General features: G+C 61.8%; 15 protein-coding genes, 1 rRNA gene and 1 pseudogene. 8 read left to right on the top strand and 9 right to left on the bottom strand.

The features are described 5' to 3' along the window. The 4 genes from JKV55_RS18985 to JKV55_RS18970 all read right to left on the bottom strand — a co-directional run. Positions 1-341 (bottom strand): 16S ribosomal RNA (locus JKV55_RS18985); the annotation flags it as partial. Between the two features lie 362 nt (positions 342-703). Then, the gene (gene hemG, locus JKV55_RS18980; protein ID WP_202088641.1) at positions 704-1,228 is read right to left on the bottom strand and encodes a menaquinone-dependent protoporphyrinogen IX dehydrogenase; all 525 of its coding nucleotides are present in this window, start codon (positions 1,226-1,228) and stop codon (positions 704-706) included. A 9-nt stretch (positions 1,229-1,237) separates the two neighbouring features. Then, on the bottom strand, positions 1,238-2,695 hold the full coding sequence (locus JKV55_RS18975; RefSeq protein WP_202088639.1) for a TrkH family potassium uptake protein: 1,458 nt from the start codon (positions 2,693-2,695) through the stop codon (positions 1,238-1,240). A 23-nt stretch (positions 2,696-2,718) separates the two neighbouring features. Further along, a complete protein-coding gene (locus JKV55_RS18970; RefSeq protein ID WP_202088654.1) occupies positions 2,719-3,342 on the bottom strand; it encodes a YigZ family protein in 624 nt (207 codons plus the stop codon). Positions 3,343-3,622: 280 nt separating this feature from the next. On the opposite strand from JKV55_RS18970, the gene fadB reads away from it, so the two are divergent. The 4 genes from fadB (at position 3,623) to JKV55_RS18950 (ending at position 8,335) form a co-directional block, all read left to right on the top strand. After that, complete coding sequence (gene fadB / locus JKV55_RS18965; RefSeq protein ID WP_202088637.1) at positions 3,623-5,767, top strand: fatty acid oxidation complex subunit alpha FadB; 2,145 nt, start codon at positions 3,623-3,625, stop codon at positions 5,765-5,767. A 22-nt stretch (positions 5,768-5,789) separates the two neighbouring features. Further along, the gene (gene fadA / locus JKV55_RS18960) at positions 5,790-6,953 is read left to right on the top strand and encodes an acetyl-CoA C-acyltransferase FadA (protein ID WP_202088634.1); all 1,164 of its coding nucleotides are present in this window, start codon (positions 5,790-5,792) and stop codon (positions 6,951-6,953) included. Between the two features lie 130 nt (positions 6,954-7,083). Next, the gene (gene tusA, locus JKV55_RS18955) at positions 7,084-7,329 is read left to right on the top strand and encodes a sulfurtransferase TusA (protein ID WP_202088633.1); all 246 of its coding nucleotides are present in this window, start codon (positions 7,084-7,086) and stop codon (positions 7,327-7,329) included. 79 nt (positions 7,330-7,408) lie between these two features. After that, positions 7,409-8,335 carry an AEC family transporter gene (locus JKV55_RS18950; protein ID WP_202088631.1) on the top strand — a complete coding sequence of 309 codons (927 nt, stop codon included), beginning with the start codon at positions 7,409-7,411 and terminating at the stop codon, positions 8,333-8,335. Positions 8,336-8,407: 72 nt separating this feature from the next. On the opposite strand, the gene JKV55_RS18945 is transcribed toward JKV55_RS18950, so the two are convergent. Both JKV55_RS18945 and JKV55_RS18940 read right to left on the bottom strand, forming a co-directional pair. Then, entirely contained in the window at positions 8,408-9,058 is a 651-nt protein-coding gene (locus JKV55_RS18945; RefSeq protein ID WP_202088628.1) for an OmpA family lipoprotein, read from the bottom strand. Positions 9,059-9,144: 86 nt separating this feature from the next. After that, positions 9,145-9,714 carry a DNA-3-methyladenine glycosylase I gene (locus JKV55_RS18940; protein WP_202088626.1) on the bottom strand — a complete coding sequence of 190 codons (570 nt, stop codon included), beginning with the start codon at positions 9,712-9,714 and terminating at the stop codon, positions 9,145-9,147. 101 nt (positions 9,715-9,815) lie between these two features. Here JKV55_RS18940 and glyQ point away from each other — a divergent pair, with 101 nt between their 5' ends. The 4 genes from glyQ to JKV55_RS18920 all read left to right on the top strand — a co-directional run bounded on the left by glyQ (position 9,816) and on the right by JKV55_RS18920 (position 14,685). After that, positions 9,816-10,727, top strand: coding sequence for a glycine--tRNA ligase subunit alpha (gene glyQ / locus JKV55_RS18935; RefSeq protein ID WP_202088624.1), 912 nt, complete (start codon positions 9,816-9,818; stop codon positions 10,725-10,727). Between the two features lie 4 nt (positions 10,728-10,731). Then, positions 10,732-12,801, top strand: a complete 2,070-nt coding sequence (gene glyS / locus JKV55_RS18930; protein WP_202088622.1) for a glycine--tRNA ligase subunit beta — start codon at positions 10,732-10,734, stop codon at positions 12,799-12,801. Between the two features lie 151 nt (positions 12,802-12,952). After that, positions 12,953-13,294 (top strand): antibiotic biosynthesis monooxygenase family protein, encoded by a 342-nt coding sequence (locus tag JKV55_RS18925; RefSeq protein WP_202088620.1) that lies wholly within the window; start codon positions 12,953-12,955, stop codon positions 13,292-13,294. Positions 13,295-13,431: 137 nt separating this feature from the next. Then, positions 13,432-14,685 carry a valine--pyruvate transaminase gene (locus JKV55_RS18920; RefSeq protein ID WP_202088619.1) on the top strand — a complete coding sequence of 418 codons (1,254 nt, stop codon included), beginning with the start codon at positions 13,432-13,434 and terminating at the stop codon, positions 14,683-14,685. Positions 14,686-14,748: 63 nt separating this feature from the next. Here the strand turns inward: JKV55_RS18920 and JKV55_RS18915 are convergent, their stop codons facing one another. The 3 genes and pseudogenes from JKV55_RS18915 to gyrB form a co-directional block, all read right to left on the bottom strand. Then, on the bottom strand, positions 14,749-15,171 hold the full coding sequence (locus JKV55_RS18915; protein ID WP_202088618.1) for an Hsp20 family protein: 423 nt from the start codon (positions 15,169-15,171) through the stop codon (positions 14,749-14,751). 61 nt (positions 15,172-15,232) lie between these two features. Continuing rightward, a pseudogene (locus JKV55_RS18910) lies at positions 15,233-15,807 on the bottom strand (dihydroxy-acid dehydratase domain-containing protein). Between the two features lie 109 nt (positions 15,808-15,916). After that, positions 15,917-18,334 (bottom strand): DNA topoisomerase (ATP-hydrolyzing) subunit B, encoded by a 2,418-nt coding sequence (gene gyrB, locus JKV55_RS18905; protein WP_202088617.1) that lies wholly within the window; start codon positions 18,332-18,334, stop codon positions 15,917-15,919.

The raw sequence follows: 18,334 nt of genomic DNA, 5'->3' as shown, positions 1-18,334 counted from the left end.
GTCTGGGCCGTGTCTCAGTCCCAGTGTGGCTGGTCATCCTCTCAGACCAGCTAGAGATCGTCGCCTTGGTGAGCCATTACCTCACCAACTAGCTAATCTCACTTGGGCCCATCCAATCGCGCAAGGCCCGAAGGTCCCCTGCTTTCCCCCGTAGGGCGTATGCGGTATTAGCCGTCGTTTCCAACGGTTATCCCCCTCGACTGGGCAGATACCCAAGCCTTACTCACCCGTCCGCCGCTCGCCGGCAAAAGTAGCAAGCTACTTTCCCGCTGCCGCTCGACTTGCATGTGTTAGGCCTGCCGCCAGCGTTCAATCTGAGCCATGATCAAACTCTTCAATTTAAGATTTTGATACTCAATGAATTGCTGAAGTGTTTGTGCACTTCGACAGACATTGAAAAACAATATTTTTGTTTCCCAACTACTGCGAGTGCCCACACAGTTTGCTTGATAGATTGTTAAAGAGCGTTGACCTTTATCGGGTCAGGGCTGCGTATTCTACGCCGTCCTTTTTATTCGTCAAGCGTTAAAACCGAAGTTTTTTTGCCGCTTGCGACCCGGCGGGTTGCGCCGTGTCAGTGGATGCGCATTATAGGCAGCCGCGTTTTTTGCGCAAGGGCTTTTTTGACATTTTTATTAAAAAAGGCGACTTTGGACATAAAATGAGCCAAAAGCGCCTTTATGAACACTTTATGAACTGATCCCTAGCGCTGGCGGACGAACTGGCGGGCAAAATCCTTGACCTTGTCCCAATCGGTAAACTCCAGATCCCGGCTGCTATCGGTGCTGCCACCGGTAATTTTCATGATCAGTCTGATAATAAGGGTTTGCCACCAGTTGTACTCACTGTACTTCAGGGCTCCGGCAAAAACCCCTGTGGTTCTTGGCCGCCAGGGCGACTTGGCCAGGAACTGCTTGATGTAGGCGTTATTTTTAGGTTCGGCCTTTTCCGGCTTCCTGGCGGTGAGACAGACGCAGAAGAAAGCCGAGTCAGCCACTTCCAGCTGCTCACTATGGGTATGGACAAAGGTGTACAGGCTGTCGTGAAAATGGCCATAACGAACGGAAGCCCCAATCAGCACCTTATCGTACTTGCTGAGGTTTTTTTTGGGCAGAGTATGCAAATCCGCCATTTCCACTTCATAACCGGTAAATTCATCCCGCATCGCATCAATGATTTTTGTCGTCTGACCATTGCGAGACGAATAAAGTACCAACAGTTTTCCCATAGACTCCTCTTAGCTTCGCCAGAAGGCAGGCGTAAACAGCACCAATAAGGTAAAAATTTCAAGACGCCCAAATAACATGGCCAGGATCATGATCCACTTGGCGGCATCGGTAGTAGCGCCGAAGTTGGCTGCCACCTCCCCCAACCCCGGCCCGAGGTTGTTGAGGGTTGCCACCACCGCGGTAAAGGCCGTCAGCTCGTCCATACCGGTAGCCAGAAGGGCCAGCATGCAAATCACAAACACCAGGGCATAGGCGGCAAAAAAGCCCCATACCGCCTCCACCACTCTATCAGCTAGCGCCTTGTTGCCAAGTTTTATTCGATAGACGGCACGGGGATGAATAAGTCGCTTGAGCTCCCTTATCCCCTGCAGATTCAAAAGCATAATCCGGACCACTTTTATACCACCACCGGTGCTACCGGCACAGCCCCCGATACAGGAAGCGAACATCAGCAATACCGGCAGAAACAGCGGCCACTCGGCAAAACCGGTGGTACTGAAACCTGCGGTAGTGGAAATGGACACCGCCTGGAACAGGGACTGGTCCAGTGCCTGCCAGGGGTCGGCATACACCCGGTGAGCCATCAGCACCGACATGCAGATCAGGGTCAACACCAGCTGCACCCCGATAAAGGCCTTCACTTCCGGGTCCATGCGATACACCGACAACCGCATGCCCCTGTTGGCAAAGGCGGCGAAATGCAGGGTGAAGTTGACTCCCGCAATCATCAGGAACACCACTATGATCAGGTTGATCATGGAGCTGTTGAAATGGCCGATACTGGCATCGTAGGTGGAAAAGCCGCCTATCGCCACGGTAGAGAAGGAGTGGCAGATGGCGTCGAACAGGTTCATCCCCGCCAGCCACAGCAGCAGGGCACAGGCGATGGTCAGCACCAGATAGATATACCAGAGGGTCTTGGCGGTTTCCGCGATGCGGGGCGCCACCTTGTTGTCCTTGACCGGCCCCGGGATCTCGGCCCGAAACAGCTGCATGCCGCCGATACCCAGTATGGGCAGTATGGCCACCGCCAGCACTATGATACCCATGCCGCCCAGCCATTGCAGCATTTGCCGGTAGAACAGTATCGCCTTGGGCAGTTCATCCAGGCCGCTGATCACGGTGGCGCCTGTGGTGGTCAGCCCGGAAAACGACTCGAAAAAGGCCTCCGCCATCGTCATACCGGGTTCGGCACTGAGCATAAAGGGTATGGCACCCACACTGCCCAGCACCGTCCAGAACAGCACCACGATCAGGAAGCCTTCCTTGGCCCGCAACTCCTTGTTATGGGTCCGGTTGGGGAACCATAGCGACAATCCCAGAATAAGGCAGATGATGAAGGCGCTGAAGAAATCGAGACCCGCCCCGTCCCGGTAGAGATAGGCCACCAGAGCCGGTGCCAGCATGGTGACACTGAACAAGGCCACCAAGATGCCCACGATGCGGATAATTGTGCGTATATGCATGGTGCTTCCAATACACTGATAATTTAGCCAGATGCCGATTCAACCGGCCTGGCAACCACTCGTCCTTGGCTTCGATCCCGCAGCTGGCGACAGAATTCGGGAATGGTTCGCGCCTCGACCGACAAGACGCCCTTCACTTCGGCGCCGTAGTCGACTTCCAGCCACTGTCCCTGAACCTCTCCCAGCAGGAACTCCAGCAGCGCCATATCGCCGTAATCGACGCTGACCCTCAAACACCCCATGATACGCCGCTCCCGGGTCTCCAGTTGCGCCAGGGCCGATGCCACAGTGCCACCGTAGGCCCGCACCAGACCGCCGGTACCCAGCTTGATGCCGCCGAAGTAGCGGCTGACCACCGCGGTGATCTCGCCGATGCCGGATCCCTGCAACTGGGCCAGTATGGGCTTGCCGGCGGTGCCCGACGGCTCGCCATCGTCGCTGAAGCCGAGCACCCGGGAATCCGGCGGTGCACCGGCCACGAATGCCCAGCAGTGGTGGCCGGCGGAAGGTTCCCGGGCCCGCACCGAATCGATAAAGGCTTTCGCCGCCTCTGGGTCCGGCGTATGGGCCAGATAGACGATGAAGCGACTTTTCTTGATGTCCTGCTCCCACACCAGGGGCGCGGCAGGAACCGGATAAGGAGACATATTCACGGTACGGATCCCGGTTACGGCAAAGCCCGCCTGCTATTGTTTATTCGACCCTGTCGGCCGGCCTGGAAAAAAGAGCGCAACATTGTTGCCGAATCGGGCAGGGAAGTCATCTTTTGCTCATTCGGGTACGCCGGTTAGCGCCGTTAACAGGAGCCACATAAAATTAAAACAATTGTTTAAAATAGGTGTTGAAATCCGCTGTTTTTCTGTTCATAGTGAGCCCATCCCTGCCCGGGAGAGTCGGAGCAGCCCAAGGGAACAAGGAGATATGAGGATGATCTATCAAGGCGAAGCCCTCTCTGTACAACTGTTGCAAGACGGTATTGCTGAACTGCGATTCGATGGCGCAGGCGCCATCAACAAACTCGACCGCGCCACCCTGCAGTCGCTGGAACAGGCGGTGACGGCACTGGAACAGACCAGCGGTATCCGCGGCCTGATGCTGACCAGCGCCAAGGACGCTTTTATCGTCGGTGCCGACATCACCGAGTTTCTGGCGCTGTTCGAGCTGCCGGAAGCCGAGCTCGGCGACTGGCTGGCCAAAGCCAACGCCATCTTCAACCGCATCGAAGACCTGCCCTTCCCCACCCTCAGCGTGGTCAGGGGCTATGCCCTCGGCGGCGGCTGCGAGTGCATCCTGGCCACCGACTACCGTATCGGTGATGCCAGCGCCCGCATCGGCCTGCCGGAAACCAAGCTCGGCATCATGCCCGGCTTCGGCGGCACCGTGCGCCTGCCGCGCCTTATCGGTGCGGACAACGCCATGGAATGGATCACCACGGGGCAGGAAAACAAGGCCGAGGCCTGCCTGGCCGTGGGCGTGTTGGATGCCGTGGTCGACAGTGACAAGCTGCAGGAAGCCGCCATTCGCCTGCTGCAGGACGCCGCCGCCGGCCGTCAGGACTGGCGGGGCAAGCGCGCCCGCAAATGTGCGCCCCTCACCCTGGACAAGCTGGAAGCCATGATGAGCTTCAGCACCGCCAAGGGCATGGTGGCCGCCAAGGCCGGCCCCCACTATCCGGCCCCCATCACCGCGGTGAAAACCATAGAGGCCGCCGCCGCCCTGGACCGCGACGCCGCGCTCCGGGTGGAGCAGGACAATTTCGTCACGCTGGCCAAGACCCCGGTGGCCCGCGCCCTGGTCGGCATTTTCCTGAACGATCAGTTCATCAAGGGCAAGGCCAAGAAGGCGGCCAGATCGGCCCCGGCCACCCGCAAGGCCGCCGTGCTCGGCGCCGGCATCATGGGTGGCGGCATCGCCTACCAGTCGGCGGTGAAAGGCATACCGGCGGTAATGAAGGACATCAATGACCAGGCCCTGGCGCTCGGCATGAACGAGGCCGGCAAGCTGCTCAACAAGCAGCTGGAGCGGGGCAAGATCGACGGCTTCAAGCTGGCCCAGGTGCTGTCCAGCATCACTCCCACCCTGAGCTACGACGGCCTGCAGGGCGTGGACATGGTGGTGGAAGCCGTGGTCGAAAACCCCAAGATCAAGTCCCAGGTGCTGGCCGAGGTGGAAACCAAAGTGAGCGAGGACGCCGTCATCGCCTCCAACACCTCCACCATTCCCATCTCGACCCTGGCCAGCAGCCTCAAGCGCCCGGAGCGGTTCTGCGGCATGCACTTCTTCAACCCGGTGCACCGCATGCCCCTGGTGGAGATCATCCGCGGCGAGCAGACCAGCGACGACACCATCAACAAGGTGGTGGCCTACGCCGCCGCCATGGGCAAGGCGCCGGTGGTGGTGAACGATTGCCCCGGCTTCTTCGTCAACCGGGTGCTGTTCCCCTACTTCTTCGGCTTTAGCAAACTGATTGCCGATGGCGCCGACTTTGTGCAGGTCGACAAGGTGATGGAGAAGGTGTTCGGCTGGCCCATGGGCCCCGCCTACCTGCTCGATGTGGTGGGCATCGACACCGGCCACCATGCCGCCGCCGTCATGGCCGAAGGCTTCCCGGCGCGCATGAGCAAGGCCGGCAAGGACGCCATCGACGTCATGTACCAACAGCAGCGTTTCGGCCAGAAGAACGGCAAGGGCTTCTACGCCTACAGCCAGGACAAGAAGGGCAAACCGAAGAAGGAAGCAGACCCGCAGAGCTACCAGCTGCTGCAGGCCGTGGTGACCGGCCAGGCGGAGCTTGCCCAGGACGACATCATCGCCCGCATGATGATCCCCATGATCAACGAAGTGGTGCTCTGCCTGGAAGAAGGCATTATCGGCTCCCCCGCCGAGGCGGATCTGGCGCTGGTGTACGGCCTCGGCTTCCCGCCGTTCCGGGGCGGCGTGTTCCGCTACCTGGACACCCTGGGCCTGGCCAGTTACGTGGCCCTGGCCGACAAATTCGCCCACCTGGGCCCCCTCTATCAAGTGAGCCCCGGACTGCGCCAGATGGCCGCCGACGGCAAGACCTTTTACTGATTTGGCGGAAGGAGACGACAGCATGAAAGACGTGGTCATTGTCGATTGTATTCGCACCCCCATGGGGCGCTCCAAGGGCGGCGCATTCCGCAACGTCAGGGCCGAGGACCTGTCCGCCCACCTGATGCAGGGGCTGCTGGCCCGCAACCCGGCCCTGGCCGCCACCGATGTCGAGGACATCTACTGGGGCTGCGTGCAGCAGACCCTGGAGCAGGGCTTCAACGTGGCCCGCAACGCCGCCCTGCTGGCCGGCCTGCCCAAGGAAGTGGGCGCCGTCACCGTCAACCGGCTGTGCGGCAGCTCGATGCAGGCGCTGCACGACGCCACCCGCGCCATCATGGTGGGTGACGGCGACGTCTTCATCGTCGGCGGGGTCGAGCACATGGGCCACGTGCCCATGAACCATGGGGTGGACTTCCATCCCGGCCTGGCCCTGAACGTGGCCAAGGCCGCCGGCATGATGGGCCTGACCGCCGAGCTGTTGGGCCGGCTGCACGGCATCGGCCGGGAGCAGCAGGACGCTTTCGCGGTACGCTCCCACCAGCGGGCCCATCAGGCTACCCTGGAAGGCCGTTTCGCCAACGAGATACTGCCCATCAACGGCCATGCCGCCGACGGCAGCCTGACCCGGTTCGAGACCGACGAGGTGATCCGCCCGGAAACCAGCCTGGCGTCCCTGGCCCAGCTGCGCCCGGCCTTCGATCCGGCCAACGGCACAGTGACCGCCGGCACCTCATCCGCCCTGTCCGACGGCGCCGCCGCCATGCTGGTGATGTCCGCCGACAAGGCCGCCGCCCTGGGCCTCAGGCCCCGTGCACGCATCCGGGCCATGGCGGTGGCGGGCTGCGATCCCTCCATCATGGGCTACGGCCCGGTGCCGGCGGTACACAAGGCGCTCAAACGGGCCGGCTTGTCGGTGCAGGACATCGACTTGTTCGAGCTGAACGAAGCCTTCGCCGCCCAGTCGCTGCCGGTGCTCAAGGATCTGGGGCTGCTGGAGGTGATGGACGACAAGGTCAACCTCAACGGCGGCGCCATCGCCCTGGGCCACCCCCTGGGTTGCTCCGGCGCCCGCATCTCCACCACCCTGATCAACCTGATGGAGAACAAGGACGCCACCCTGGGCGTGGCCACCATGTGCATCGGCCTGGGCCAGGGCATCGCCACCGTATTTGAACGGGTTTAGGGGAAAACAAGAAACTTCTATGGTCGATTTTGGGCAGGGGCTTTCCCTGCCCTTTTTTGATCGTGGTCACGGTTGACCATTTATTCAGCAAGGGTAATATAGACGGGGTTAACGACCAGGTAGTAGAACCATGAATTTTTCCTTTTCCGATGCCCAACACATACTGGATGCCACCGGCCTGCGCTGTCCCGAGCCGGTAATGATGGTGCGCAAGCAGGTACGCAACATGGCCAGCGGCGAGACCCTGCTGATCACCGCCGACGATCCCTCCACCACTCGGGATATCCCCAGCTTCTGCCGCTTTATGGACCATTTGCTGCTGTCCAGCCAGATAGAGCAGTTGCCCTATCAGTTCCTGATCCAGAAAGGCGCATGACTCGCCGAAAGGCGGATAGGGCCGCCCAGCGCCAGCTGATAAGCTAGGGGTCCAAACAACACTCTTTGTAAGGATACCCATGCTGGCCGTCAGCCATGCCCTTGGCCCCCTCTTCCTGCTGATCCTCACCGGCGCCCTGCTCCGCCGGCTGCGTTTTCCCGACGAACAGTTCTGGCACGGCGCCGAACGCTTCATCTACTTCCTGCTGTTTCCGGCCATGCTGATCAGTACCCTGGCCACCGCCGACTTCGGCCAGGTCGCCTTCACCGGCATGGTCGGCCTGCTCGCTGGCCTGCTGCTGGGGTTGGCCACGGTGCTGTGGCTGCTGCGCCACCGCCTGGAGCTGGACATACCCTCCTTCACCTCGGTATTCCAGGGCGCCCTGCGCTTCAATACCTACGTGGGCCTGGCCGGGGCCGCCGCCCTCTACGGCGACGCCGGCATCACCGCCGCCGCCGTGGCCATCGCCGTCATGGTACCCCTGGTCAATATCCTCTGCGTGCTGATGTTCGTGGGCGTCGACGGCGGCGACCAGTCCGGGCTCTGGAATGCCATTAAGGCCCTGGCCAAAAATCCCCTGCTGCTGGGCTGCGTGATCGGCATCGCCCTCAATGCCACCGGCATCGGCCTGCCGGGCTGGAGCCGGGATACCCTGAGCCTGGCCGGCCAGGCGGCCCTGCCCTTGGGGCTGATCGCGGTGGGGGTGGCGCTGCAGCTGAAAGCGTTGCGCGGCACCGGCCGGGCCTTCTGGCAGGCCTGCGCCATCAAGTTCGCCGCCCTGCCCGTACTGGCCCTGCTGATCGGCTGGCTGACCGGGCTGGGCGAGATCGAGCTGGGGGTGGTGGTGCTCTTCACCGCCCTGCCCACCGCCACCTCGTCCTATATCCTGGCCCGGCAGATGGGCGGCAACGCCCCGCTGATGGCCGCCATCATCACCGGCCAGACCCTGCTGGCCATGGCGGTATTGCCGGTATGGATGTCGCTGCTGGCCTGGCTGCGGCCATAAAAAATGCCCGCGACGCGGGCATCTCTCAACGCAGTATTTCGCCGGCCTACCGGCAGACGCCCGCGATCCGGCTCAGGACATGGGGCTCAGAGTGATCTCCACCCGACGGTTCTGCGCCCGGCCCTGCTCGGTGTCATTGCTGGCCACCGGCTGGTTGAAGCCCACGCCGTGGATATTGAACCGGTTGGCGGCCGCACCCTGGCTGATCAGGAACTGGCCCACGGAAGCGGCACGACGCTCGGACAGCCCCTGGTTGTGGCTGGCGGAGCCGGTGTTGTCGGTATGGCCGACCACGTGCACCCAGGTCTTGTCGTACTCTTTCAGTACCAAGGCCACCCCGCTCAGGGTGTTGTAGAAGTTGGGCGACAGATCGGCGCTGTTCACCGCGAAGGTGATGGCGCTCGGCATATTGAGGATGATGTTGTCGCCATTGCGGGTCACGCTGACGCCGGTGCCGCGCATCTGGTCCCGCAACTTGGCTTCCTGCACGTCCATGTAGTAACCCACGCCACCGCCCAGGGCCGCGCCGCTGGCGGCGCCGATCAGGATACCCTTCTTGCGATCGCTGGAGCTGGCGGAAGCGCCGCCGATAACCGCCCCGGCCAGGGCGCCGATGCCACTGCCCACCGCCGCCTTGGAGGCCTGGGATTCACCGGTATAGGGGTTGGTGGTACAGGCAGAAAGGGCCATCGCCGCAGCCACGGCCAAGCAGATTTTTTTCATATCAGGGTTCCGTTTATAACGAGCACAAGTACCCGACAATATAACGCCCTCCAAGGCGTTCGACAAAGACTCCTTGCGGCCAGATGTCAATGGCTGACGTTGTCCGGATGGCAGGGGCAGCTCAGCAGGTGATCGTTCACCATGCCGGTCGCCTGCATAAAGGCATAGCAGATGGTGCTGCCCACGAAGGAGAAGCCCCGCCGCTTCAGCGCCTTCGCCATGGCGTCCGAGGCCGGGGTGGTGGCCGGCACCGCGCTCAGGCTGGGCCAGCGGTTCACCACCGGCTCACCACCGACGAAGTCCCACAGCCAGCGGCCGAAATCGAGCCCCTCTTCCTCCATCGCCAGGTAGGCCCGGGCATTTTTGATGACCGACTGGATCTTGAGCCGGTTGCGCACTATGCCCCTGTCCTGCATCAGCCGTTCGACATCCTCCTCGCCAAAGCGGGCGACCAGCTCCGGCTCGAAACCGGCGAAGGCGGCCCGGTAGCCCGGGATCTTGCAAAGGATGGTGAACCAGCTCAGGCCGGCCTGCTGGCCATCCAGGCACAGCTTTTCAAACAGGGCCCGGCCGTCGTACTCGGGCCGCCCCCATTCATGATCGTGATAATGGATATAACGCGGGTCTTCATTGACCCAACCGCAACGTGCCAGCATGGTCACTCCTCGAATTCAGCCTATATTCACACCGGGTCAGCAGGTATACTCTTTGGCCTAGTTTCACACTGCGAATGCACCTATATCAAGGCGCGAACATCATGCAAAAATTCGATATCAATACCTTTCAGGGTCTGATCCTGACATTGCAGGATTACTGGGCCCGGCAAGGCTGCACCATAGTGCAGCCGCTGGATATGGAAGTGGGTGCCGGCACCTCCCACCCCATGACCTGCCTGCGGGCCATAGGGCCGGAGCCGATCGCCACCGCCTATGTGCAGCCCTCCCGCCGCCCCACCGACGGCCGCTACGGCGAAAACCCCAACCGGCTGCAGCACTATTACCAGTTCCAGGTGATCATCAAGCCGTCACCGGACAATCTCCAGGAACTGTACCTGGGCTCGCTGAAGGAGCTGGGCCTGGATCCCCTGGTGCATGATATCCGCTTCGTGGAAGACAACTGGGAAAACCCCACCCTGGGCGCCTGGGGCCTGGGCTGGGAAGTCTGGCTCAACGGCATGGAAGTGACCCAGTTCACCTACTTCCAGCAGGTGGGCGGCCTGGAGTGCAAGCCGGTGACCGGCGAGATCACCTACGGCCTGGAGCGCCTGGCCATGTATATCCAGGGCGTGGACTCGGTCTACGATCTGGTGTGGTGCGACGGCCCCCTGGGCAAGACCACCTACGGCGACATTTTCCACCAGAACGAGGTGGAACAGTCCACCTACAACTTCGAACATGCCGATGTGGACTTCCTGTTCGGCTTCTTCGAGCAGTGCGAGAAGGAGTGCCAGCACCTGCTGGCACTGGAAAAACCGCTGCCCCTGCCCGCCTACGAGCGGATCCTGAAAGCGGGCCACGCCTTCAACCTGCTGGATGCCCGCAAGGCGATTTCGGTGACCGAACGCCAGCGCTATATACTGCGCATCCGCACCCTGACCAAGGCCGTCGCCGAGGCCTACTACGCCTCCCGCGAAGCCCTGGGCTTCCCCATGTGTAAGAAAGAAGGATAAGGGCATGGCCGAACAGAATTTCCTGGTAGAAATTGGTACCGAAGAACTGCCGCCCAAGGCGCTGCGCAGCCTGGGCGAAGCCTTCGCCGACCACCTCGGTCTTGAGCTGACCGGCGCCGAGCTGCCCTTCGCCGAGGTGCGCTGGTACGCCGCCCCCCGCCGGCTGGCGGTGCAGGTCACCGGGCTGGCCGCGACCCAGGCCGACAAGCAGATCGAAAAGCGCGGTCCCGCCGTGCAGGCCGCCTTCGACGCCGAAGGCAAGCCCACCAAGGCGGCCCTGGGCTGGGCCGCCGGCAACGGCATTGGCATCGAGCAGGCCGGCCGGCTGAAGACCGACAAGGGCGAATGGCTGGTGCACCTGGCCGACGTCAAGGGCAAGACCGCCGCCGAGCTGCTGCCGGCCATGGTCGAGCAGGCCCTGAGCCGGCTGCCGATCCCCAAGGCCATGCGCTGGGGCGACAAGTCCACCCAGTTCATCCGCCCGGTGCATACCGTCACCCTGCTGCTGGGCGACCGGCTGCTGCCCGCCACCATACTGGGCGTCGACGCCGCCCGCACCCTGCGCGGCCACCGCTTTATGGGTGAGCAGGAGTTCCAGCTGGAGCATGCCGATCATTACCTGCAACAGCTGGAAGAGCGCGGCAAGGTGCTGGCCGACTTCGAACGCCGCAAGGCGATGATCAGGGCCGGGGTCGAGCAGGCCGCCGCCGCCGCGGGCGGTGTCGCCGATCTGGACGACGAGCTGCTGGAGGAAGTCACCTCCCTGGTGGAGTGGCCGGTGGTGCTCACCGCCGCCTTCGAGGAGAAATTCCTGGCGGTGCCGGCGGAAGCCCTGGTGCACACCATGAAAGGCGACCAAAAGTACTTCCCGGTGTACGACGCCGATGGCCGCCTGCTGCCGACCTTTATCTTTGTCACCAACATCGAGTCCAAGGACCCGAGCCAGATCATCAGCGGCAACGAGAAGGTGGTGCGCCCGCGCCTGGCCGACGCCGAGTTCTTCTTCAACACCGACCGCAAGGCCCCGCTGATCTCCCGCCTGGAGCAGCTGGACCATGTGCTGTTCCAGCAGCAGCTGGGCACGGTGCGGGAGAAGTCCGAGCGCATCAGCGTCCTGTCCGGCTTTATCGCCGCCGCCATCGGCGCCGACCGGGCGCTGGCCGAACGGGCCGGCCTGCTGTCCAAATGCGATCTGATGACCAACATGGTGTTCGAATTCACCGACACCCAGGGGGTGATGGGCATGCACTACGCCCGCCACGACGGCGAGCCCGAGGCCGTGGCCCTGGCCCTGAAGGAGCAGTACCAGCCCCGCTTCGCCGGTGACGAGCTGCCCGGCCAGGACATCTCCGCCGCCCTGGCCCTGGCCGACAAGCTGGATACCCTGGCGGGCATCTTCGGCATCGGCCAGGCGCCCAAGGGCGACAAGGATCCCTTCGCCCTGCGCCGGGCCGCCCTGGGTACCCTGCGCATCATCGTCGAGAAGGGCTACGACCTGGATCTGGTGGTGTTGATCGAGCAGGCCCGCGCCCTCTATGGCGATAAGCTCTCCAACGCCCGGGTGGCCGACGAGGTGCTGGACTTTATGCTGGGCCGCTTCCGCGCCTGGTACCAGGATCTGGGTTATGGGGTGGACGTCATCCAGGCGGTGCTGGCCCGCAGGCCGACCCGTCCCGCCGACTTCGACGCCCGGGTCAGGGCCGTGAGCGCCTTCCGCCAGCTGGAGGCCGCCGCCGCCCTGGCCGCCGCCAACAAGCGGGTGGGCAATATCCTGGCCAAGTTCGACGGCGACATTCCCGCCGAGGTGAACCCGGCCCTGTTGCAGGACGAGGCGGAGAAAGTGCTGGCAAGCCAGCTGGCGGAGCTTTCCGCCCGGCTGGCGCCGCTGTTCGCCGCCGGCGACTACGGCAGCGCCCTGAACGCACTGGCCGCCCTGCGCGAAGGGGTGGACAGCTTCTTCGACCAGGTGATGGTGATGGCCGACGACGAAGCCATCCGCCTCAACCGCCTGGCCCTGCTCAACCAGCTGCGCAACCTCTTCCTGCAGATAGCGGACATCTCCCTGCTGCAGTAACCGGCTTAAGCCCCGCTCCGCGCGGGGCTTTTTATTAAATTCTCTGGTCTTACCAAAACCGGGAAGAATCTGTGTTACATATTAAATAGCCGCTCGCAATACGATAAAACCATTAACTCAGTGATGTCATTCAGCAGCAAGGATACTGCCTATGATCAAAGTCATTATCGAACGTCACGTCGCCGAAGGGTTGGAAGAGGTTTATCAGGACACGGTGCGCCGCCTGATGCTGCAGATCACCGACAGACCCGGCTTCCTCAAGGGCGATGCCTACCGTGACCTCAACCATCCCAACCACTTCTATGTGATTTCCAACTGGGAGAATATCGGCAGTTGGGAACGCTGGCACGACTCCCCCGACCGCCAGCATATGCTCAACGAGCTTTCCCCCTTCCTCGAAAGCGACGAAAAGTGCACCGTGCTGGCCCTCAAACTCAGCTATGAAGCCCAAGCTTCCAAGTACGCCAAACCGACCCAGACCTATTCCTATTGAATGGAAGGAGCACTGTTTCACATGAAACAGTGCTCCCTTGCTACCGATGGATTCTGCCCCTCACCCCGGTCGACAGCGGGGACAATATGGGCTAACGTGGCTGTTTCAGCAACAATATCCCCTTTGGTAGTTATCCCATGGAATTTTCAGCATTCGGTCAGAAGTTTAGCCGCCACGCCGGTATCACCCAGTTGATGGACGATCTCAACCAGGGCCTGACCGCGCCCAACACCATCATGCTGGGCGGCGGCAACCCGGCCGCCATCCCGGAGGTACTCGCCTACCTGGACCAGCAGGCCCAGCAACTGCTGAAGACCGGCGATCTGCTGAAGGCCATCGCCAACTACGACGGTCCCCAGGGCAAGGATGCCTTTATCCAGGCCCTGGCCAGGCTGTTGTCCCGGGAGCTGGGCTGGCCGGTGGGCCCCGAGCATATCGCCCTCACCAACGGCAGCCAGACCGCCTTCTTCTACCTGTTCAACCTGCTGGCCGGCGAGTTCGCCGATGGCCGTAAGAAGAAGGTGCTCTTTCCCCTGGCCCCGGAATACATCGGCTACGGCGACAGCGCCCTGGACGAGGATCACTTCATCGCCTGCAAGCCGGATATCCGCAAGCTGGACGATGGCCTGTTCAAATACTACGTGGACTTCGAGCAGCTGGAGGTGGGTGACGATATCGGCCTGATCTGCGTCTCCCGCCCCACCAATCCTACCGGCAACGTGCTCACCGACGAGGAAATCATCCACCTGGACGAGCTTGCCCGGGACAAGGGCATTCCCCTGCTGATCGACAACGCCTACGGCACCCCTTTCCCCAACATCATCTTCACCGAAGCCAAGCCGTTCTGGAACGACAACACCATACTGTGCATGAGCCTGTCCAAACTGGGTCTGCCCGGGGTGCGCTGCGGCATAGTGGTGGCCCAGCCCGCCATCATCCAGGCCATCACCAATATCAGCGGTATCATCAACCTGGCCCCGGGCAGCATGGGCCCGGCCCTGACCCTGCCGATGATGGAAAGCGGCGACGTGATCCGGCTCAGCAACCAGGTCATACGCCCCTTTTACCAGGCCAAGGCGCAGCAGGCGGTAGCCTGGTTGCAGGAGGCCATTCCCCTGCCCCAGTTCCATATCCACAAGCCGGAAGGCGCCCTCTTCCTGTGGCTGTGGTTCGAAGACCTGCCCATCCACTGCCAGGAGCTTTACCAGCGCCTGAAGCAGCAGGGCCTGCTGGTGGTGCCCGGCCATTACTTCTTCCCCGGCATAGAGGACAGCGACTGGCAGCACAGCAAGGAGTGCATCCGCCTCAACTACGCCCAGCCGGAAGCGGATGTGAAGGCCGGTATCGAGATACTGGCGCGGGAAATACTGGCACTCTACGGCCAGCCGTAAACACAGCAACGCCGGCATGATGCCGGCGTTGTGTTATCGGAGCCCGCGCGATGGGCCGGGGCGCTACTCGGCCTGGCCGATGGCGATGGTTTTCGGCTTGGCGGCCTCCGGCACCTCACGCACCAGATCGATATGCAGCAGGCCGTTTTCCAGATCGGCGCCCACCACCTTGATATGGTCGGCCAACTGAAAGCGGCGCTCGAAGCCGCGCTCGGCAATGCCCTGATAGAGATAATTCCTGGGATTCTGCTCCTGCTCCTTGTGGCCTTTCACCATCAGGGTGTTTTCATGGCTGGTAATTTCCAGCTCGTCCCGGCCAAAACCGGCCACGGCCATGGAGATGCGGTACTGGTTTTCGCTGAGCAGTTCGATATTGTACGGCGGGTAGCCGTTGTTGGTACCGCTGGCGGCGTTTTCCATCAGGGACGCCAGGCGGTCGAAACCGATGGCGGAGCGGTACAGGGGTGAAAAATCGAAGCGTGACATAATCATATCCTCCAATGAGCGATGATGGTTTGCCCTCCATTAGGACGGGCGGTGCAGGCCCTCAATCGAGCGACCCGCCTTGTTCACTAAAAGATATAGGGATGGCTTTTTGCGCTTTCAAGCACAAATCGATAATTTTTTGCTCGCTCAATGGCCGTCCTCCTGGGCGTCGGTTACCGCCCCCTGGGATGCCGGGCGCGGCTCGGGTCATGATGTCGGACGGCCGAATGTTGTGTTTCAGCAGCCGCAGCACCGCCTCGCCCGCCTGCCGGCAGTCCTTCAGCTTGGTGTCCGAAGTGGCATTCTGGGCCGAGCTGCCCGGCAGGCTCATGCCCATCACCTCGATGGCCGAGGCCATGGTGTTGGCTGTGTACATGCCGCCGCAGGATCCCGGGCCGGGATGGCGGTCTCCTCGATTCGCTTCACTTCTATGGTCGTCATGTCGCCCTTGGCATGTGAACCCACCGCCTCGAACACCGAGATAATGTCGGTATGGTTGTCTCCGGGGGTTATGGTGCCGCCGTAAACGAACACCGCCGGCCGGTTGAGCCGGGCCAGGCCAATCAGGCAGCCAGGCATGTTCTTGTCGCAGCCACCGATGGCCACCAGGCCGTCAAAGCCCTCGCAACCGGCCACCGCCTCGATGGAGTCGGCAATGACCTCCCGGGACACCAGGGAATATTTCAAATCACCAATAAAAACGCCGCCCGGTGGGCGGCGCGCTAGCAACAAGGGGGATGCGGATTCAGATATCCAGGTTGGCCACCTTGAGGGCGTTGGTTTCGATAAACTCGCGCCTGGGCTCCACGTGGTCACCCATCAGGGTGGAGAACAGCTGGTCGGCGGCCACCGCATCTTCGATGGTCACGCGCAGCATGCGGCGGGTACCCGGGTCCATGGTGGTTTCCCACAGCTGGTCCGGGTTCATCTCGCCCAGTCCTTTGTAGCGCTGCACATAGAGGCCGCGCTTGCTCTCGCTCATCAGCCATTCCAGGCCTTCGGCGAAACTGTCCACCTGCTTGGTTTTCTCACCCCGCTTCACATAGCCGCCTTCCTCGATCAGGCTGGCGATGCCCTTGCCCAGGGCCACTATGCTGCGGTATTCACCGGAAGCGAAAAAGTCATAACTGATCGGAAATTCCCGCTCGATGCCGTGCTGGCGTACCTTCACCTGGGGCAGATAACAGTGGCGCTCCTCGAAGAAGCGGTAGTCCAGCAGGTACTGGGTACCGTTGGTGTTGTTGTTTTCCAGCGACTGGTTGATGGCCGCCACCCAGGCCTGCACCTGGGCCTCGTCGGTCAGGGCCTCCAGGCTCAGTTCGGGCTGGTAGATCAGCTCGTTGAGCACCACTTCCGGCGCCCGGCGGGACAAGCGTACGATCAGCTCCTGCACCTTGCGGTAATCGTTGACCAGCTTTTCCAGTTGATCGCCGGCGATGGCCGGGGCCGACTCGTTGACGTGCAGGGCGGCGCCATCCAGTGCCAGGCTGGTCTGGAACTGCAGCATGGCCGGCTCGTCCTTCAGATACTGCTCCTGCTTGCCCTTCTTCACCTTGTACAGCGGTGGCTGGGCGATATAGACGTAGCCCCGCTCGATGATCTCCGGCATCTGCCGATAGAAGAAGGTGAGCAGCAGGGTACGGATGTGGGCACCGTCCACGTCCGCATCGGTCATGATGATGATGTGGTGGTAACGCATCTTGTCCGGATTGTACTCGTCCCGGCCGATGCCACAGCCCAGGGCCGTGATCAGGGTGGCCACTTCCTGGGAAGACAGCATCTTGTCGAAACGCGCCTTTTCCACGTTCAGGATCTTGCCCTTGAGCGGCAATATCGCCTGATACTTGCGGTTGCGCCCCTGCTTGGCGGAGCCGCCCGCCGAGTCACCCTCCACTATGTAGAGTTCGGACAGGGCCGGATCCTTCTCCTGGCAATCGGCCAGCTTGCCGGGCAGGCCAGCCAGATCCAGGGCGCCCTTGCGGCGGGTCATTTCCCGCGCCTTGCGCGCCGCTTCCCGGGCCCGCGCCGCGTCGATGATCTTGTTGACCACTATCTTGGCGTCGCTCGGGTTCTCCAACAGGAACTCGCTCAGCCGTTCGGCCATGGTCTGCTCCACCGCCGTTTTCACTTCGGACGAGACCAGCTTGTCCTTGGTCTGGGAGGAAAACTTGGGATCCGGCACCTTGACCGAAATCACCGCGGTCAGGCCTTCCCGGGCATCGTCGCCGGAGGCGGAGGTCTTGGCTTTCTTGCTGTAGCCTTCCTTGTCCATAAAGGTGTTCAGGGTACGGGTCAGGGCGGCCCGGAAGCCGGCCAGGTGGGTACCACCGTCACGCTGGGGGATATTGTTGGTAAAGCAGAAGATATTTTCCTGGTAGGAGTCGTTCCACTGCATGGACACCTCCACCGCGATGCCGTCTTCCCGCTCGGTGGCAAAGTGGAATGCCTTGGGATGGATCGGCGTCTTGTTGCGGTTGAGATATTCCACGAACGCCTGGATGCCGCCTTCATACTGGAAGTGGGCTTCCTTGTTGTCACGCTCGTCCAGCAGCCGGATGGACACGCCGGAGTTCAGGAACGACAGCTCCCGCAGCCGCTTGGCCAGGATGTCGTAATGGAAGTCGGTGTCGGTAAAGGTTTCATGGCTGGGCCAGAACCGGATCAGGGTACCGGATTTGGTGGTTTCCCCTACCGCCGCCAGGGGGGCCTGGGGCTCGCCGTGACGGTAGCTCTGCTCATGGACCTTGCCACTGCGCCAGACGGTCAGCTGCAGCCTCTCGGAAAGGGCATTCACCACCGAGACCCCCACCCCGTGCAGACCGCCGGAGACCTTGTAGGAGTTGTCGTCGAACTTGCCGCCGGCGTGCAGTACGGTGAGGATGACCTCCGCCGCCGACCTGCCTTCTTCTTCGTGAATGTCGACCGGAATCCCCCGGCCATCGTCGGACACGGAAACAGAGCCATCCGCATGGATGGTAACGACGATGTCCTTGCAATGCCCGGCCAGGGCCTCGTCAATAGAGTTATCCACCACCTCGAACACCATATGGTGCAGACCAGTGCCATCGTCTGTGTCGCCGATATACATGCCCGGACGTTTACGGACCGCATCCAGACCTTTTAATACCTTAATACTCGAAGAGTCGTAAGTGTGTTCACTCAT

Origin of the sequence: Zobellella iuensis (genome assembly GCF_016746085.1) — a bacterium.
Classification (GTDB): Bacteria; Pseudomonadota; Gammaproteobacteria; order Enterobacterales; family Aeromonadaceae; genus Oceanimonas; species Oceanimonas iuensis.
This window is presented reverse-complemented; position numbering and strand designations above follow the sequence as displayed.

Excerpts from the sequence above, each read along its gene's own strand:
- JKV55_RS18970 (WP_202088654.1), bottom strand. The coding sequence starts at position 3,342 with ATGTCTCCTTATCCGGTTCCTGCCGCGCCCCTGGTGTGGGAGCAGGAC.
- hemG (WP_202088641.1), bottom strand. The coding sequence starts at position 1,228 with ATGGGAAAACTGTTGGTACTTTATTCGTCTCGCAATGGTCAGACGACA.
- JKV55_RS18950 (WP_202088631.1), top strand. The coding sequence starts at position 7,409 with ATGCTGGCCGTCAGCCATGCCCTTGGCCCCCTCTTCCTGCTGATCCTC.
- fadB (WP_202088637.1), top strand. The coding sequence starts at position 3,623 with ATGATCTATCAAGGCGAAGCCCTCTCTGTACAACTGTTGCAAGACGGT.
- JKV55_RS18920 (WP_202088619.1), top strand. The coding sequence starts at position 13,432 with ATGGAATTTTCAGCATTCGGTCAGAAGTTTAGCCGCCACGCCGGTATC.
- JKV55_RS18915 (WP_202088618.1), bottom strand. The coding sequence starts at position 15,171 with ATGTCACGCTTCGATTTTTCACCCCTGTACCGCTCCGCCATCGGTTTC.
- JKV55_RS18975 (WP_202088639.1), bottom strand. The coding sequence starts at position 2,695 with ATGCATATACGCACAATTATCCGCATCGTGGGCATCTTGGTGGCCTTG.
- glyS (WP_202088622.1), top strand. The coding sequence starts at position 10,732 with ATGGCCGAACAGAATTTCCTGGTAGAAATTGGTACCGAAGAACTGCCG.
- JKV55_RS18925 (WP_202088620.1), top strand. The coding sequence starts at position 12,953 with ATGATCAAAGTCATTATCGAACGTCACGTCGCCGAAGGGTTGGAAGAG.
- glyQ (WP_202088624.1), top strand. The coding sequence starts at position 9,816 with ATGCAAAAATTCGATATCAATACCTTTCAGGGTCTGATCCTGACATTG.
- tusA (WP_202088633.1), top strand. The coding sequence starts at position 7,084 with ATGAATTTTTCCTTTTCCGATGCCCAACACATACTGGATGCCACCGGC.
- JKV55_RS18945 (WP_202088628.1), bottom strand. The coding sequence starts at position 9,058 with ATGAAAAAAATCTGCTTGGCCGTGGCTGCGGCGATGGCCCTTTCTGCC.
- JKV55_RS18940 (WP_202088626.1), bottom strand. The coding sequence starts at position 9,714 with ATGCTGGCACGTTGCGGTTGGGTCAATGAAGACCCGCGTTATATCCAT.
- gyrB (WP_202088617.1), bottom strand. The coding sequence starts at position 18,334 with ATGAGTGAACACACTTACGACTCTTCGAGTATTAAGGTATTAAAAGGT.
- fadA (WP_202088634.1), top strand. The coding sequence starts at position 5,790 with ATGAAAGACGTGGTCATTGTCGATTGTATTCGCACCCCCATGGGGCGC.